Origin of the sequence: Paenibacillus sp. FSL R10-2771, from assembly GCF_038000205.1 — a bacterium.
In the GTDB taxonomy this organism is placed as follows: Bacteria; Bacillota; Bacilli; order Paenibacillales; family Paenibacillaceae; genus Paenibacillus_AQ; species Paenibacillus_AQ phytohabitans.
Map to the genome: position 1 here is coordinate 7,691,042 of NZ_JBBOBM010000001.1, position 16,450 is coordinate 7,707,491.

15 protein-coding genes are annotated in these 16,450 nt (G+C 51.0%); 10 read left to right on the forward strand and 5 right to left on the reverse strand.

Features of this window, described 5'->3' with window-relative positions:
- Nucleotides 1–276 precede the first annotated feature (276 nt).
- The 7 genes from NSU14_RS33495 (at nucleotide 277) to NSU14_RS33525 (ending at nucleotide 7,050) form a co-directional block, all read left to right on the forward strand.
- Nucleotides 277–825, forward strand: a complete 549-nt coding sequence (locus tag NSU14_RS33495; protein ID WP_042140426.1) for a TetR/AcrR family transcriptional regulator — start codon at nucleotides 277–279, stop codon at nucleotides 823–825.
- 589 nt (nucleotides 826–1,414) lie between these two features.
- Nucleotides 1,415–2,383: an NAD-dependent epimerase/dehydratase family protein gene (locus NSU14_RS33500; RefSeq protein WP_340948655.1), complete on the forward strand. Its 969-nt coding sequence runs from the start codon at nucleotides 1,415–1,417 to the stop codon at nucleotides 2,381–2,383.
- Between the two features lie 109 nt (nucleotides 2,384–2,492).
- Nucleotides 2,493–2,849 (forward strand): nucleotide excision repair endonuclease, encoded by a 357-nt coding sequence (locus NSU14_RS33505; protein ID WP_340948656.1) that lies wholly within the window; start codon nucleotides 2,493–2,495, stop codon nucleotides 2,847–2,849.
- Between the two features lie 474 nt (nucleotides 2,850–3,323).
- Nucleotides 3,324–4,046: a hypothetical protein gene (locus NSU14_RS33510; RefSeq protein ID WP_336102720.1), complete on the forward strand. Its 723-nt coding sequence runs from the start codon at nucleotides 3,324–3,326 to the stop codon at nucleotides 4,044–4,046.
- A gap of 5 nt (nucleotides 4,047–4,051) precedes the next feature.
- Nucleotides 4,052–5,359, forward strand: a complete 1,308-nt coding sequence (locus tag NSU14_RS33515) for a polysaccharide deacetylase family protein (RefSeq protein ID WP_081970345.1) — start codon at nucleotides 4,052–4,054, stop codon at nucleotides 5,357–5,359.
- 192 nt (nucleotides 5,360–5,551) lie between these two features.
- Entirely contained in the window at nucleotides 5,552–6,649 is a 1,098-nt protein-coding gene (rlmN, locus tag NSU14_RS33520; protein ID WP_039294932.1) for a 23S rRNA (adenine(2503)-C(2))-methyltransferase RlmN, read from the forward strand.
- A gap of 113 nt (nucleotides 6,650–6,762) precedes the next feature.
- Nucleotides 6,763–7,050, forward strand: a complete 288-nt coding sequence (locus tag NSU14_RS33525; RefSeq protein ID WP_042140422.1) for a DUF6509 family protein — start codon at nucleotides 6,763–6,765, stop codon at nucleotides 7,048–7,050.
- 150 nt (nucleotides 7,051–7,200) lie between these two features.
- On the opposite strand, the gene NSU14_RS33530 is transcribed toward NSU14_RS33525, so the two are convergent.
- From NSU14_RS33530 to NSU14_RS33540, 3 genes are all read right to left on the reverse strand, one after another.
- Nucleotides 7,201–7,914 (reverse strand): esterase family protein, encoded by a 714-nt coding sequence (locus tag NSU14_RS33530; RefSeq protein WP_340948658.1) that lies wholly within the window; start codon nucleotides 7,912–7,914, stop codon nucleotides 7,201–7,203.
- Nucleotides 7,915–7,963: 49 nt separating this feature from the next.
- Complete coding sequence (locus NSU14_RS33535; RefSeq protein ID WP_340948660.1) at nucleotides 7,964–9,133, reverse strand: ATP-grasp domain-containing protein; 1,170 nt, start codon at nucleotides 9,131–9,133, stop codon at nucleotides 7,964–7,966.
- Nucleotides 9,134–9,222: 89 nt separating this feature from the next.
- Nucleotides 9,223–9,660, reverse strand: a complete 438-nt coding sequence (locus tag NSU14_RS33540; protein WP_340948662.1) for a MarR family winged helix-turn-helix transcriptional regulator — start codon at nucleotides 9,658–9,660, stop codon at nucleotides 9,223–9,225.
- A gap of 257 nt (nucleotides 9,661–9,917) precedes the next feature.
- On the opposite strand from NSU14_RS33540, the gene NSU14_RS33545 reads away from it, so the two are divergent.
- The gene (locus NSU14_RS33545) at nucleotides 9,918–11,402 is read left to right on the forward strand and encodes a DHA2 family efflux MFS transporter permease subunit (RefSeq protein WP_340948663.1); all 1,485 of its coding nucleotides are present in this window, start codon (nucleotides 9,918–9,920) and stop codon (nucleotides 11,400–11,402) included.
- Nucleotides 11,403–11,498: 96 nt separating this feature from the next.
- On the opposite strand, the gene NSU14_RS33550 is transcribed toward NSU14_RS33545, so the two are convergent.
- On the reverse strand, nucleotides 11,499–12,938 hold the full coding sequence (locus NSU14_RS33550) for an FAD-dependent oxidoreductase (RefSeq protein ID WP_076243626.1): 1,440 nt from the start codon (nucleotides 12,936–12,938) through the stop codon (nucleotides 11,499–11,501).
- Between the two features lie 179 nt (nucleotides 12,939–13,117).
- On the opposite strand from NSU14_RS33550, the gene greA reads away from it, so the two are divergent.
- Together greA and NSU14_RS33560 are read left to right on the forward strand one after the other, a co-directional pair.
- Nucleotides 13,118–13,600 carry a transcription elongation factor GreA gene (gene greA / locus NSU14_RS33555; RefSeq protein ID WP_042140416.1) on the forward strand — a complete coding sequence of 161 codons (483 nt, stop codon included), beginning with the start codon at nucleotides 13,118–13,120 and terminating at the stop codon, nucleotides 13,598–13,600.
- Between the two features lie 490 nt (nucleotides 13,601–14,090).
- Nucleotides 14,091–15,017, forward strand: a complete 927-nt coding sequence (locus NSU14_RS33560; protein WP_076243625.1) for an AEC family transporter — start codon at nucleotides 14,091–14,093, stop codon at nucleotides 15,015–15,017.
- 263 nt (nucleotides 15,018–15,280) lie between these two features.
- On the opposite strand, the gene NSU14_RS33565 is transcribed toward NSU14_RS33560, so the two are convergent.
- Nucleotides 15,281–16,123 (reverse strand): aldo/keto reductase, encoded by an 843-nt coding sequence (locus NSU14_RS33565; RefSeq protein WP_076243624.1) that lies wholly within the window; start codon nucleotides 16,121–16,123, stop codon nucleotides 15,281–15,283.
- Between the last annotated feature and the right edge of the window lie 327 nt (nucleotides 16,124–16,450).

Sequence of the window (16,450 nt, forward strand, 5' to 3'; positions counted from 1 at the left end):
ATAGTTGCTTTTGTTTTCATTTTTGCAGCTGCTAATCCAAAGTGAAATTTAGCCGGAATGGTGAGTGAGGTCTAAATTAACCTTAGGGAGGTGCTGATTGGTGCTGATTCGTGCTGATTCGCCTTCCGGGAGATTTTGTTCAGTAATTATTATTTTTCAGGCTGTGGTTGATTATTTAAAGATTGAAGTATATACTGCTAAACAAGAGAGTGATTGATCAATAACCTAAAGACAGCCAGACGATCACCTAACATTCCGGCAGAAAGGGAGACCTATATGAACAAGCAATCGGGCACTATCCGTTCCAAAGGAGAGGAGACCATTCCGGTAAACCGCAGGGAGCAGATTCTGGAGTCGGCTGTGGTTGTGTTTGCAGAACATGGCTATTACCGGGCTACAACCGCGCAGGTGGCCGAGAAGGTGGGGATATCCCAGCCGTATATCTTCAAGCTGTTTAAGAATAAGGAAGAGCTGTTCATTGCTGCGCTGGAGCGGGCTTTTGAACGGATTCTCCGCACCTTCTCAGGGCTTCAGGCTCCCGCAGACCAGCTGCTTGCAGAGGCCATTCAGCTATACGAGCAACTGATGGAGACCCATCCGAATGAGATTATTCTGCAGGTACAGGCCATCGGCATCCGGGATGAAGCTATCCGCCAGTCGATGCAGGCTGGAATTCTGGAGGTAACCCGTCTGATGGAGAGCAAGTTCTCGGCAGCAGGGTTTGCGCACCCGGAGGTGGAGGTGAGCACCTTCATGGCTAACGGTATGCTCTGCAATATCGCCCTCACGCTGGGAATGCCGGAGCTGAAACCGAAGCATCTGTAAGCACCGGTGCGGGCAGGAGGATGATCGGGAGTAACGGTGCAACAAGCGCGGGAGGAGGATTAAGCAAAATTCACAGCCACAGGCAAGAGTCAGCTGCATAATTCCCGATCCAGCCGGATCATCATTTTTTCAGTTTTCGAGTAGTGACTGATCAATAACTTAGTAATGCAATGGATAACTAGCAAAGAATTAAGCAAAGAACAAGCAAAGCTTGAACGAAACGAAATAGTGGTACGTGTCCATCATTTTCATTATGAACGCAGGTAATCGGCCATGAATAGATAATGTTGTACGTATTACAACTTGAGCTCATGAATATGGTGGGATTCGTAATTATTGTTGTACGAAATACATGAATTGTTCCGCTTAGCGGCTTGAATCAGATGGAAATGCTGCCTTTTGTGCAACAATTTTCAATTTAGCCCGATTTCATGGGTAGAATGTTGTATTTCGTGCAGGATTTCAGTTAACAGCTTAAATTTAGTTCGGCTATATACCATTTATTTTTATTTTTATTATTTAGTTAGTGATCAATCACTAATAAAAATTAACAATAAATAAAAATTCATTATACCAGGAGGAATTTCAAATGATAAACAAAGCGATGGTACTGGGAGCAACCGGAGGAACGGGAACGGTGATTATTGCCGAGCTGCTTCGAAGAGGGATCGAGACTGTCGCCTTTGGGCGCTCCATGCCGAAGCTGGAACAGCTCGCGGCCAAGCTGGGGAATCCGGCAGGGCTGAGCCTGCAGACCGGTGATGTGTTCCGTGCGGATGATGTATTCAAGGCCGCGCGCGGGGCTGATGTTATTTTTCACAGTGCATCAGTGCCTTATCACGAAATGGCCGCGAAGCTGCTGCCGATGGGTGAAGCTGTAATGGAGGCTGCGAACCGGCTGGGGGCGAAGGTAGTGGCTGTGGACGGGATTTATCCGTATGGAAGACGGGTGAACGAGCAGCCGCTTGACGAGAACTATCCGAAGAATCCGCATACCCGCAAGGGGAAAATAAAGCTGGAATTCGAGCGGATGTTCTTCAGCCCGCGCTGGAGCGGCACGAAGGGAATGATTGTCCGTCTGCCGGATTATTACGGCCCCACGGCCAATGAAGCCTCTTACCTCGGATCAACGCTGGAAGCCATAGCTGCCGGTAGGCCTGCGATGTTCATCGGCAATATGAACGTTCCGCGCGAATACGTCTATCTGCCGGATGCGGCAGTGATGATGGTGGAGCTGGCCCTCCGCGAGGAGGCCTACGGGCAGAACTGGAACATTCCTGGAGCCGGCGTGATCTCCGGCAAAGAGATCGTCCGGATTGCCCGCGAAGCCGCCGGAAGCTCGAAACTGGTGATCCCCTTAGGCGCAGCAGGTCTGTCACTGCTCGGCCTGTTTGTACCGGTAATGAAAGAGATTGTCGAGATGCTGTATTTGACGAAGGAGCCGCTGCGGCTCAGCGGTGCGAAGTACGAGCGGGTAGCCGGGCCGGTTCCGGCCACGCCTTTTGAACAGGGGATAACAGCGACGATCCATTCCCTCCAGAACCGTGCAGCCAAATAAGTGTAACTCCCCCTCATAAAACACAGGTTATCTGCAGAAGATAGAAATAGTCAGGTTTCCCAATCTGTGATACTATTTATTTCTATATACAATGAGGAAGTGAAGCTTAATGATCAGCATTACCATTCCGGCACCGGAAGTTACTATTTTTAAGCAGGCTAACCCTGTGCTCAGCCATATTTACGGATTTACGGATTTTCACCTGATCACCCGCGAAGCCGGCGGCATCTTCATGTTCTACAATGACAAGGATGAGCTGCTGTTTGTAGGCAAGGCACGCAAGCTCAGACCGCGGATCAAGAAGCACTTCGAAGATAACGTATCGGTCATGAAGCCACACCGTGACGAAGTAACCAAGATTGAAGTCTGCATCGTGGAAGACCCGGTCGACAGAGAAATTTATGAGACTTACATTGTGAACAAGCTTAAGGCCAAATACAATGTGGAGAAAGTACTGTATAAATAATGGTTTGGATGAAAAGCGTGGTCCCTGCTTCCTGCGGACTGCGTTTTTTTGTTGTTCAGGAAATTATGCTGTTTGACCTTTTGCAGGCGGGGTTCCCGATGTAACTTGGATAATGATGCATGAAGGTGCCGTCCGGTCAGGATGGTGCCTGTTTGCTGTACAGTTAAGCGTTAAATCCCGGATTTGAACCGGGAGATGTATTACTCTGGCCTTAGGATGCTATGACAACACGCAGGAGTAATCCGGGATTTTCAGGCGCGTTATGGTCCTTGTTTTTCGGGAACGACCAGTACAAATGGCAGGGGTAATTCATCCTGAAATGGGCCAGGCAGCAGCTTGCTGGCGCAACTTGGGCCTTTGGATACATTTAGTAAAGTTAGATACTAAGGCTCACTAACGCATCCGCTAAATCAACTATAATAAACTCGTACATGCTCGACATATTTTGACATTTATAATGAGGTGATTATATAGATGGCTGCTCCGTTTTTTAAGAAGAAAGAAGCTGTGGACAAACCGGCCAAACCGGGTATGGTTCAAAAGGTTCAACTGGCCGAACCTCCGCCCGAAGATAGCGATAATTATGAGAAGGCTGAAAGTGCCCCCGGCCTCGTGTCCGTCGGCAAAGCGCAGCTGGATAAAAAGTCGCTGGATCTGGTCTTCGCAGTAGAGCAGATGATTCAGGCCAGAGCGCATGCTGAAACGAACAACCATGAACTGCAGGACCGGCTGAATCATTCCAGCAGTCATGTGGAGAGGCTGGGACGGGATCTGAGGAACCTGAACAAGGTAATTGAAGAGCGGGAGAAGAGCATCCTGGAGCTAGAGCATAAGCTGGTGGAGAAGAATCTGAAGGTGGACCAGGTACTGGAGGATTACCGTGAGCTGCACACGACCCTGTCAGGAGAAATGGATGAGCTCAAGAGCACCATTGATCTGGAGCAGCAGAAATATGCCAATCTTGTACAAAAACATAATGATGCCATCTCGGAGAAGCTGAAGCGGATGAATGAGCTCGAAGAGAAGATCGGGCGCCTGGAGACAGAGAACAGTCACCTGAAACAGAAATACGATACGGTCCGGCAGGAGAAAACCTACCTCTCCAGCATGATCAGCGATTTCACCAACCGCATGACCGTACCCTTTGGCGGAAGCACTCCGCCGGCAGAGCGTAACGACAGCAACGGAGATACATAGGACTTATGCCAGTACACCCGGCGAACACTGCTCGGATGGTAGAGCTGCTGTCCCTTGAGCAGAGGCAGGGCGTCTATCAGATGGAGGTAGGTTTAACCCACAGCAGCGGTTCCGCCCGCCATATACTAATCATCGATGAATATACATATGTGCAATTGAGTATGCTTGGCCCCTTCGCGGGTCAGCGTGTGCGTCTGTCTCTCTATCCCAAATGGGACCCCTTCCGCCGCAGCTTTTTCAGCTCCCTGATCAAAATGAACCAGACGTTTAGCGAAACGCTGTATTATGCCTGCTCTGAGGAGTATGCCTCGCAGCTTGTAAAGGCGCGGCAGGAGGAAGAACGTCCAGCCGGGCCCGGGCCTGCTGCTCAGGTACCGTCACTTGAATTGCCGCAGCACAGACCTGGACATCTGAAGCGCAGCCGCAGCCTGCGGCCTGTCCGGGCCATACTGCTGCGCGGTATTCTGTTCAGCTGCCTCATCGCATTGTTCCTGCTGCGCATGGACGGCAAGCTGTTCAGCAACAGCGCAGAAGCCCATGAGGACCCGTTGCAGGCGGCCGTAGCTGCGGACGTCAGCAGTAGTCCCCTTATTAATGTTATACCGGTGATCCAGACGGCGGCCTACCAGAGCAGCGAAGTCCAGGCAGTCCCGGAAGAGGCTCCGGAAGATCCCCTGGAAGATACCCCGGAAGATACGTCTGCAGCGGCTCCGGAGACTTCGGTTGAAGAGATTGAACTGGACGGGAACAGCTATGAATACAGCCTGCCTCAGGGGTATGTGGCCTTATCCTTCGATGATGGGCCCTCGCAGTACACAAGGCAGATTGTAGATATTCTGGACGAGTATGGTGTGGCGGCGAACTTCCTGTTTATTGGACAGAACGCCAGCAGCCGCCCGGCAGAGGTCAGCTATGCTAATGAGCATGGCATGCCAGTAGGCAGCCACTCCTGGGATCACAGTGATATGACACGGAACAGCCCTGAGGAGAACCGCAAGAATCTGGAGCGGGCCAGCCGGGAATTGGAGTCGAACATGAACTCGGCGGTAACTATCTTCCGTCCGCCTTATGGTGCAGTTAATGATGAGCTGGCCGCTGAGGCGAAGCGGCAGCATATGAAGCTGCTGCTCTGGAACCGGGACCCCGAGGATTGGAAAGCCGATAATGCCCCGCAGGTTCTCCGTTATTTCCATACAACGGACCCGTCCGGCGGCATCTATCTGCTGCACGAAAAAGCAGTTACGGTCCAGGCGCTTCCTGAGATCATTGAGTATCTTCAGGCACAGGGACTGAAGTTCGCCGTCTTCAAATAAAAAGCAGGAAGCGTATCCCGGATCGCGGGGTGCGCTTTTCTGCGTATGTGCACGGAAATGACCCGGAATCGGCAGCGTTTCCCCTTGTTTTAATAAACAAAATTTGAGACAATAAGTTATTGTTGTTGCTAATGTCCCCCGCAAGGTAGAATAGATTGATTGAACTTTAAAGTTTTGAAAAGAGGATATGAAATGAATAAAGAATCCATTTATGGATTGACTTTGGAACAACTGACCGCCTGGCTGCTGGAGCATGGGCACAAGAAATCCCGTGCATCCGCTGTCTGGGAATGGCTATACCGCAAGCGGGTTACCAGCTTTGCAGAAATGACGGGGATGAACCCGGACTGTGTACAGCTGCTGGAAGAGCATTATGTCTTTCAGACGATGGAAGAGCATGTGAAGCAGGAATCGGCTGACGGCACTGTCAAATTCCTGTTCCGCTTACAAGACGGCAACCTGATTGAAACGGTGCTTATGCGGCAAAAGTACGGTCTGTCCGTCTGCGTCACCACTCAGGTCGGCTGCAATATCGGCTGCAGCTTCTGCGCAAGCGGGCTGCTGGCGAAGAGCCGCGATCTCACCAGCGGCGAGATTGTCGAGCAGATTATGAAGGTTCAGCTTGATCTGGATCAGGCCGGTCTTGGGCAAAAGGTCAGCCATGTAGTCGTAATGGGCATCGGTGAGCCGTTCGATAATTTCCGGCATCTGCTGAATTTCCTGATTACGATCAAGGATCACAAGGGTCTGGCCATTGCCGGCAAAGGCATTACCGTATCCACCAGCGGTCTGGCTGACAAAATCAGAGAATTCGCCGACGCCAATATGCAGGTCAATCTGGCGATCTCCCTGCATGCGCCGAATAATGAGCTGCGGACACAGATCATGAAGATCAACCGTGCCATTCCTATAGAGAAGCTAATGCCGGCGATTGATTACTACCTGGAGAAGACCAACCGGAGAATTACTCTGGAGTATATCCTGCTGAAGGATATCAATGACCGTGAGGAGCATGCCCTGGAGCTGGCCGAGTTAATCGGAGACCGGCGTCAGCTGGCGAATGTGAATCTGATCCCTTATAATCCGGTAGATGAGCATAGCCAGTATCAGCGGAGCGAGCGGGAATCCGTACGTGCGTTCTTCGACACGCTGAAGAAGCAGGGCGTCAGCGTCAGCACCCGGCTGGAGCACGGAGTCGATATTGATGCGGCCTGCGGACAGCTTCGCAGCAAGCAGATCAAGAAGACCAAAGGCAAGGCAGAGGTGCCGGCAGCGCAGTTTCCCGGATAAATTAGGCAGCAGTTTGTCATCATAAGTACGATGCTGTCTTGTAAAAGGAAGCAAAGGCGTTTCTACTTGTGTTACAATAATCTGGCAGTGATTTGAGAAATGAGGAATGCGACGTGTTGACATTTACAAGCTACACCGTGGAGAACGTAAGAGATCCTTTTGGAATACTAAGCGGCAAGCGATATGAGTTCGTCATTAACCTGGATGTGCCGGAAGATGATGAGCTATACGTAGAGAACGGTGTTTCGGCCCGCGTAATTGTGAAAGTGGAAGAAGAGCAGACAAGCATTGTCAGCTACGATCTGCAGGAAACCTCGTCAGGCCAGCTGCTCGATTTCGATATGGAAGAGGACGAGGAAGCAGCACTGGTTCTGTTCTGTTCAGAGCATTTGCCTGAATAAGACTCGGCTGTAAGTGCTGGAAGGAAACTGCTGAACCTGGCGGTTTCCTTTTTTATTGCCGTGAACCGGGTGAACGCATGCCAAAAACGGGGCTGCCGCAGTCATCTGCAATGATGGCTGGACAGTCCCGTTCTTTTTTCTATAAACGTGCTATAGGCAGCCTTCCACATAATAATGAATCTGCTTGTTCCACCACGGCCAGTCATGACCGGCATCATGCCCCCAGTAGTCGATCCGTGCGGGAATGCCTTTGCGTCCGAGCACATCCTGAAGCAGCCGGGTCTCATGCAGCATTTCATCCTCATACGCGCCTTGTCCGACGCAGACGATGATGTTGCTGCTGCGGTACTGGTTCAGATAATAATCATCCGTCAGTCCCGGCAGATAATGCAGCGGTGAATTCAGGTAGATCTGCTCGCTCATATAGTCGCCGAAGAAATAATAGGTGGAATAGACGCCGCTCAGGGCGATTAAGGTATCGAAATATTGCGGATAACGGAAAAAGAAGCTGGCACTGTAATAAGCGCCCATAGAGCAGCCTGAGATCAGAATGCGCTGATCGGTCCCGCCGTTGTTCTGCTTGCTCTGGTGGAGGATGCCGGGAATCAGCTCATGCGCGATATATTTATCATACTGCTCATGACGGTGCACCCGGTCCTCGTTATTCCAGTGAGTGGAGAAGAAGGTCTCTTCATCAATACTGTCGCAGGCCCATATCTGCAGCTTGCCCGCTTCAATGAAGGAGGAGAGCGTGTCAATCATGCCCGAATCCTCATATTGATAAAAGCGTCCAAGCGACGTGGGGAAGACGAGCATCGGTTTGCCGGCGTGGCCGTATATTTTATATTCCATGTCTCTGCCCAAGTTGTGGCTGTACTCCTTATGGTAGCTTATCCTCATCCGTTAACACATCCTATCCCTCTTCTTGGTGAATATAACCTCTGATGTCCCTGACCTCCGAAAGCTCGGGAGAACGGAACTGATAAGCGCTGTTACCCATCGCTCTGCTGAATACCTCTTCGATCTCGGCATAATTCACAATCTGCCCGCCGAATGTGCGGTAGATGTCCTCGTGGCTGTGAGCGTAATGCTTATGACTCTTGCGGCTGGCATAGCCGGTGTAATATTTGCCTTCGTAAGGACCGCCGACCTCATTGTGTACGATCATGCTGGCCCATTCTTTATAGACATCCACATCGTATGCGAAGTTAATGGCATCGGTCATCCAGGCGCCCGGGGGACGCATATTCACTTCCAGGGCAATGATCCGGCCATCCTTGTGTGATTTGAACAGCTCGATATGGAAGAACCGTTCCCGGATGTCAAAAGCCTTCAGAATATTCTTCCCGGCCTCTTCTACCTCGGGGCTGATATCTCTCAGACAGAAATAGTAGAGGTGGTTATCCGTGTTGACGACCTCCATTACACTATTCTCGAACAGGTGGCTGACCGCGAACCGCACATTACCGTCAATATCCACCAGCCCGTCATAGGTGAGGATAACGCCATCGATGAATTCCTCAATAATAAAGGCTACATCCTCCGGCTTGGTGTCAAAAAAGTGCTGCAGCTCCTCTTCGTTATTAATCTTGTACGTATTGCTGGCACCGGAGCCGAGATCGGGCTTAACCACCAGCGGGAAGCCGGCGCTTTGGATGAAGCTCTCCACGCTTTCACGCGTAGTCCCGGTGGAGAACTGAACGGTGCTTACACCGCTTTTATGGAAGAATTCTTTCATCTTGGACTTCTGCTTCAGGTTGGAGACGAAATCGGACTTGGTGCCGTAAATGTTGAAATCCGTGCGGATAGCGGCATCCTGCTCCAGCCAGTATTCGTTCAGCGACTCGAAGCGGTCAATCTTACCGTATCTATAGGTGAAAAAAGCAACGGCCCGCAGGATCTCCTCGTAGCTCTCCAGATTGCTTACTTTATAATACTCCGTCAGTGCCGACTTCAGCTTGTCCTCCAGCTGGTCATATTCGGCATCGCCAATCCCGAGCACCGTCGCCCCCTGCTGCTGCAGCTGGGTACAGAAATCAGCGCTGTTCTTGGGGAAATGCGGGGAAAAGAAGATAAAATTCATGCAGAACCAGCCCCTTTGGCTAAAATATAATTCCGAGTTAAATTGTATGATTAATTCAATCTACCAGTTTCGTCATTATTCGTCAATCCTTAGTCTGGCTTTTGCTGCAGTTTCCGGTTGAGCCTGGCCAGCAGCCCGCTGAAGGTCTGGCAGTCCACGGGAGACCAGCCTTCAAAAATCTGCTCATAGCGCTGCAGCCGGATGTCCCGGGCCTCGGCAAACGTCTGCGCACCCAGCGCGGTAATCTGAAAATAGCTCGATCTTCCATCCTGCGGATCAGGCACCTTTACCACATAATCCTTCGCCTCAAGGACGCTCGTCTGCCTGCTGATGGTAGAGGTATCGAGGCCGAATTCTTCGGCGAGCGCTTTAACGCCTACCTTATCGTGGTTCGACAGATGGTGGAGCAGGGTGTAGGAGGAGCGGTCCAGGCCGCCATGTTTTTTATCCAGCGAGCCGAGGCGGATTAGCGTAATGAGCTCATGGTTCAGGGTTTCGAGGTTTTTATCAGTCTGTTCATCAGCCATAGTTAGTATCCGTCCTTTATGATTGAGTAATTCTTAAGGTCCAGCCTTATATGTCTCCATATTATAAGTGATAATACAGCCCTAAGCGAAAGCTGCGGTTATTTATAAAAGCATAATGAAACTCTAATGAAATAAGTCATATTGACTTCCAGGATGATAGTTGTATAATACACGTATATTGAAATGATTGTATCATACACCTATATTAGTGTGAAGCTAATGTTTATAGTGGTGGCAGTGCAGAGGAGAGAGCATACTTGGGTAATCAGACGGCAAAAAATTCATCATTCTGGCTTATTATTCTGGCCATCTTTTTCGGTAATTTCATGGCCATTCTCAGTACAACAACGATTAACGTTGCGTTCCCGGTGTTTCTGAAAGACTTCCATGCCGAGATCAGCACGGTGCAATGGATGATTACGGGTTATCTGCTGGCTACCGGCGTAATTGCTCCAGTCGTAGGATATTTCGGCGACAAGTGGAGCTATAAATATCTCTATGTGTTTGCCCTGTCGGGCTTCACCTTGTTCTCCGGGCTGTGTACCGTGGCCTGGAGTATTCATTCCCTGATTATCTTCCGGACCCTGCAGGGAATATTCGGCGGGCTGATTATCCCGACGACGATGACGATGATTTATCAGTTTATCGAGAAAGAGAAGCAGGCTTTCGCCATGAGCCTCTGGAGCCTGTCCTCCATGCTGGCTCCTGCCTTCGGGCCAACGCTCGGCGGCTGGCTTACCGGCTACTTCGGCTGGAAATCGCTGTTCATGATCAATCTGCCGATCGGCATCATCGCGATTGTGGTAGCGCTGAAATGCCTGCCGTTCCAGCGTCAAACCGCCAGCAGCAGAAGCTTCGATCTGCCGGGATTCGTAACCGTGATTCTGAGCAGCGCCTTTATTATTCTCGCTTTCAATAAGGGGAATGCCTGGGGCTGGACCTCATGGAAGACCTTATCCCTGCTGCTGATTGGCGCAGCGGCCTTAACCTACTTCATCCGCCGGGAGCTGTCTCTGCAGGAGCCGCTGCTGAACCTTAAGGTGTTCAAGCAGAACCGGTTCACCTACAGTCTGATCATTAACTGTATTATTACCGTTGCGTTATACTCGGGGACCTTCTTAATTCCGGTCTTCCTGCAGGACATCCAGCAGTCCACTCCGCTGAAGACGGCACTTGTACTGCTGCCCGGCTCGATCGTAATGGCAGTCATGTCGCCGGTCGTCGGCAAGCTATATTCCCGGATCGGCCCGTTCTGGCTCATTCTCAGCGGTATTCTGCTGCTGAGCGCTTCAACCTGGGAGCTTAGCCATCTTACGCTGGCCGTTACACATACCCGTGTGGCGATGCTGATGGCCCTGCGCAATGTTGGCATTGCCCTGGCCTTCATGCCGGTGACGAATGCCGGGATGTCAGCCGTACCCAAGCAGATCACAGGGCATGCTTCTTCTGTGACGAACTGGGTCCGCCAGGCTACAGGCGCGTTGTCCATTGCCGTGTTCAGCTCTTTGCTCGCCTCCAGATCACTCGCCCATCAGCAGGAACTCAGCGGCGGAGCTTCTGCGGCAGGTGCGCTGATCAAGGCGCAGGGAATGACCCTGGGCGTACAGGATATTTTCCTGATCGCTACGGTGGTTGGACTGCTGGCGATTCCGCTGACCTTTCTGCTGAGAAGGGGAAACGGCAAGGCAGCGGCAGCTCCTGTGCTGCAGGCCGGGGCCGGGAAGCAGAGGGCGAACAGGTAAAAGGGCTGCCGCTGGATATACAAACAACCGTCACTCCAGATTCTCGCGGATCAGAATGGCGGTTTGCTGTGTATACATAATATAGATAGAAAGTTTCTACTGTAGGACAATCTGATAATCTTGTTTCAGATAGGCTCGAATCCGCTTGAAATCCGCCTCCGTAAGGTTAGCCAGCGGCTTGTTGCGTTCCCGCCCAAGAATGATGCCGATGGTCTGTGCTGCCAGTGCGGTGGTCGGCATGATTCGTGCACTGCCGTAGGCCTTGATGCTGGCGCCGACATTTTTTCCGGTCACCAGCACATTGTCATAAGACTTCAACTCGAAGGAGCGCAGCGGCAGTCCATAACGGTCCGGCTTGCCGTAGCCAATACCGGTCGGAATTGCCCGGGTACCCTGCAAATCTATGGAGTAGCCGCCGATACTCACATTATCCCAGAACATCCGGCTATTCATCAGATCCGGGTAATCCAGGACATATTTAGTCTCATACCGGTTATAGTCACGAATATAGAGGTACTCCGGAAAGCCATTCAGCTCTGCTTTGGCGAAGCCGGGAATATTCTTGCGCAAGAAGCTTAGAATGAAAGGTGCTTCAGCTTGCCCCCTCTGAACTGCGGACGCTACGGATTTGGGGTCTGAGGGGTTTACATCGTAAATGAGCAGCCCGTTGATGATTACCTGGCCGTTTTTTTGGTAGGTGGCATTCAATCCTCGTAGCCTCAGCTGCTTGTCCTTAGTGATGTAGGTATTGGTAATATTGCTGAACCCGGTAGCGAAATGCCAGTCCACATAGGTATTGGGGCCATATTTCTTGCGCACATTCGTAAGCGGATAATCCTCCAGAATACGCTGGTGCAGCAGATTCCAATCTACATTTTTGAAATTGAGCATATAGGTAGCGGCCATATAATCCGGTTTCTTACCGTTATATATAGTTTCCATTCCCGGAATCCGGGCTTCCTTCAGCTGACTGCTTAGGGCGTTGTAATCCGTATTCTCCACCCAGTAACGGGACTGAATTGTAACTTTGTTGCCGTCCTTGCCGTGGTATGTAAGCGAGCTAAGTGTTTTGCCGCTGCCTGCTGTCTTAGTGTCTACATGATCCAGAACGACCCCGCTTTTCAGCGGAATTCCTTGAATGACCTTGTCAAAATACGTCTGGAAATCCGCAGCCTTGCGGATGGTTCCGGCTTTGTATCCGTTGAACAGGTTCTTGATTTCGCCTTGTACGAGACTTCGCTGCTTATTGTCATTCACGTCATCGAGGAAGAACATTTGTCCTTGGATCAATTCACCGCCCGGTTTGCTGCGGGGATCAAGCATCAGCACCTTAAGGCCCGCCTTAACGGCTTCCTTGGCGAGCAGTACGCCTTGAATTTCACTTCCGATAACAACGACATCATAGCTTGAAACCGCTGGTGAAGATGACGATGGCTTTGCTGCAGCTGCAATGGACAGGCTCGAACCCGAGAGCAGAATCAGTGCGGCGGCCAAGCAGATTGTAAAGCGGTATACTTTAGAGGATTGCATAAACATCAATTCTAAGTGCTCCTGACTGTGGTTGGATTTGGAATCTGTCCCTATTGTAAATGATAATGGGTTATTTTTGCTGTGCTGGAATTGTGGCGATTTGCCGCTGTAGCGCTTTCTCTTCGCATGTTGGGCGAATATGAGTTAGAATACAATAAAGCGAGCAAATAATAGGAGTTGTATACATGTCCAACAATGACGAAGTGTTTTTGACGAAAGAAGGCTTGGCCAAGCTCGAGGATGAGCTGAGAGAACTTAAGGGAGCAGGGCGCAAGGAGCTTGCAGCCCGGCTTAAGCTGGCGATCAGCTACGGCGATTTGAAGGAGAACAGCGAATACCACTCCGCGAAGGAGGATCAATCCTTCATGGAGACACGGATCATGATTCTGGAGAAGATGCTGATCAAGGCGCAGATTGTGGATTCAAGCAATATGGATCTGAGCACAGTCAGCGTAGGCTGCATCGTCATTCTGAATGATGTGGAATACTCCGAAAAGATTGAATATAGAGTGGTTGGTCCCGCAGAGGCTGATGTGCTGGACAACAAGATTTCTTACGAAAGTCCGCTCGGCAAAGAGCTGATCGGCAAAAAAGTGGGCGACATTATCAGCGTTAATGCCCCAATGGGCGTCATCAAATATGAGCTGCTTGAGATTAAAATGCTATAAATCTTAAATCCTGTAATTCTTAAATCCTGTACCCTGCTTTGATAAGGGTACAGGATTTTTTGTCTAAAGATAAGAATTTATACGCTGCGCCTGATAACCGGTGGTGGAGGTAGAGCCAGTGGATCGAAATAGATGGAATTCAGAATAGAGAAAAGGCAGGAAATTAAATGACGTTAATCCACTTAATTGCGGCAAAGGATCATAAAAAGCCGAATTAAGATACGTTTTTCCAACTATTATCTCAGAGTGGGATGCCTATGCCGTCAATTCCAGGTGAATGTCATGCACCTTGGCAGAGCAGGGTAGTGAGGTCTAATCTATCCTTTGGTAAGGTGCCGATTCTGCCCTTCGGGCGGAAATTGTTGCAAAGACTGCAAGCGGCGGGCTGCCATAGGCAGTTTCTATTAAGGATATTGATTCCGGGTCTTAGACGCTCCTTGCCCCAAAGGGTATAGTAGGGAGTAACTAAAGAACAGAGGGGTCCTGGCGTGTGATTCAGACTGTACTATCGACACTTGTAGAGGTTATTGTGCCGCTGTCCATTCCGGTGGCCGCCGGGGCGCTGCTCGGACGTTATAAGAATCTTGACACGAAGCCCCTGCTGACGCTGTACCTGTATTTTCTCAGTCCGGCAATTATCCTGGATACGCTTGCTACGGCGGAAATCTCCTTCGATGATGTCTATAAGACGCTCGCATTCTCGCTGCTGAATCTGTTTCTCTTATGGGGGCTGGCTACCCTGATCGGTAAAATCCTGAAGCTGGCTCCGCCGGAAGCCGCCGGCCTGACGCTCATCTCCACCTTCACGAACAGCGTCAATTACGGTCTGCCGCTGGTGCTGCTGGCCTTCGGCCAGCTGGGCCTGGACAAGGCATCGGTCTATGTCATCGCCCAGATGGTGATTGTGAATACGATCGGCGTGTATTTTGCCGCCAGATCACAGTTCTCGGTGCGCAGCGCCGTGAAGTCAGTCTTCTCGCTGCCGGCAATCTATGCGGCCATTCTGGCCCTGCTGCTGCGGGCGCTCGGTCTGCATATGCCGCATGAACTGGCTTCGGGCGTATCGATGGCTGCAGGAGCCTACTCGCCGGTAGTGCTGGCGATTCTCGGCGCGCAGATGGTGAAGGTCCGGGCTGCGCATACGGAGCGCAACGTGCAGCTTGCATTCTGGACGGGGCTGACCGTCCGGCTGCTGCTGGCTCCGCTGCTGGCCGCACTGGTGCTGCTCGCGCTGAACATTACGGGCCCCTTATTCTCGGTGCTGCTGATTCTGGCCTCGATGCCGGTAGCGGTCAATTCCGTGGTGCTGGCCGAACGCTTCGGCAGCTCGCCATCACTGGTCTCGCGCTGTATTGTCTGGACTACGCTGGCGTCCTTCCTGGCTCTACCTGTGCTTATTGCTATGGTGGGCGGTTAGGGTTGCAGAGACGGCAACGAAGGGGAAAACGGGGCAAGGAGTGAGAGTAAGGAGTAAGAGTAAGGAGTGAGAGTGAAGAGTAGGAGTAAAGATTGAGAGTAAAGAGTGAGAGTAAGGAGTAAGAGTAAGGAGTGGGAGTAAAGAGTAGGAGTAAAGAGCAAAAGAAGCTCCCGCCTTCAAACTGTGAAGGCGGGAGCTTCTTCTATTAGCAGATATACAGCATGCTGCACATCAGGCTGGACACCAGGCGGAACGCCAACCGCTTAGAAATCGAAATTGTCCGGATCGGGACCGGTCCGCTGATCACGATTGAGGCTGTCAATGCGGTCCATGTCGGCGCTGCTTAGCTCAAAATCGAACAGGGAGGCGTTCTCGATGATCCGCTGCTCTCTGGTTGATTTCGGAATGGTGACGATCCCATGCTGCAGATCCCAGCGCAGGATGATCTGGGCAACGGACTTGCCATGGCTGGCGGCGATTTCCGTTAGCACCGGCTGATCCAGTAGCTGGCCCTGCATCAGCGGAGCCCATGCTTCGATCTGGATGCCATGTGTCTTAGCGAAGCTCCGCAGCGGCTGCTGGGACAGATAAGGATGCAGCTCAACCTGATTGACCATCGGCTTGATCTCCGCATCCTGCAGGATATCCTCCAGATGATGAATCTGGAAATTGCTGACGCCGATGGCTTTGACGCGGCCTGCTGTATAGAGGGCTTCGAGCGCTCTCCAGGACTCCTTGTATTTGCCCTTCACCGGCCAGTGAATGAGATACAGATCCAAATATTCTAGACCCAGCTTCTCAAGACTGGCCTCGTAAGCGGCAAGGGTCTCTTCATAACCAAGGTCTGCATTCCAGACCTTGGAGGTTATGAACAGCTCTTCGCGGGTCAGCTTGTTCCCGGCCATAGCTTCCTTGACCGCTTGCCCGACCCCGTGTTCGTTGGCATAGACTGCGGCTGTATCAATACTGCGGTAGCCGTGGGCAATTGCGGACTTCACCGCCTGCACCAGCCCGTCGCCGTCCTCTACCTGAAAAACTCCGAGTCCAACCCACGGCATACTCACGCCGCCCTGAAGTATTGTTCTATCTTGTAAATGCTGTGCCATATCGAATGACCTCCTGAAGGAATAGTGTAGTTACGGGCAAAATGTTGTACGTAGTGCAGCTTTGATTCCTTGATATCCGGATTTACTAAAGGATTGTTGTATTAAATACAATAATTTCTTCGATAAGCCGCTTAGAAGACAAGAAATGCTGCATTTCATACAACAATCTTAAAATTTGCCCGGAATAAAGAGGGAAATGTTGTATTATGGGCAGGAATTTAAGAAGCAAGATGCTCTCCCCGTCACAGCCAGCGAGGTATTACGAGAAAGGGATTGCGGCAGCTATAGCCTATAATCAGACCATGCATACCGCTTGACTGCGCACAT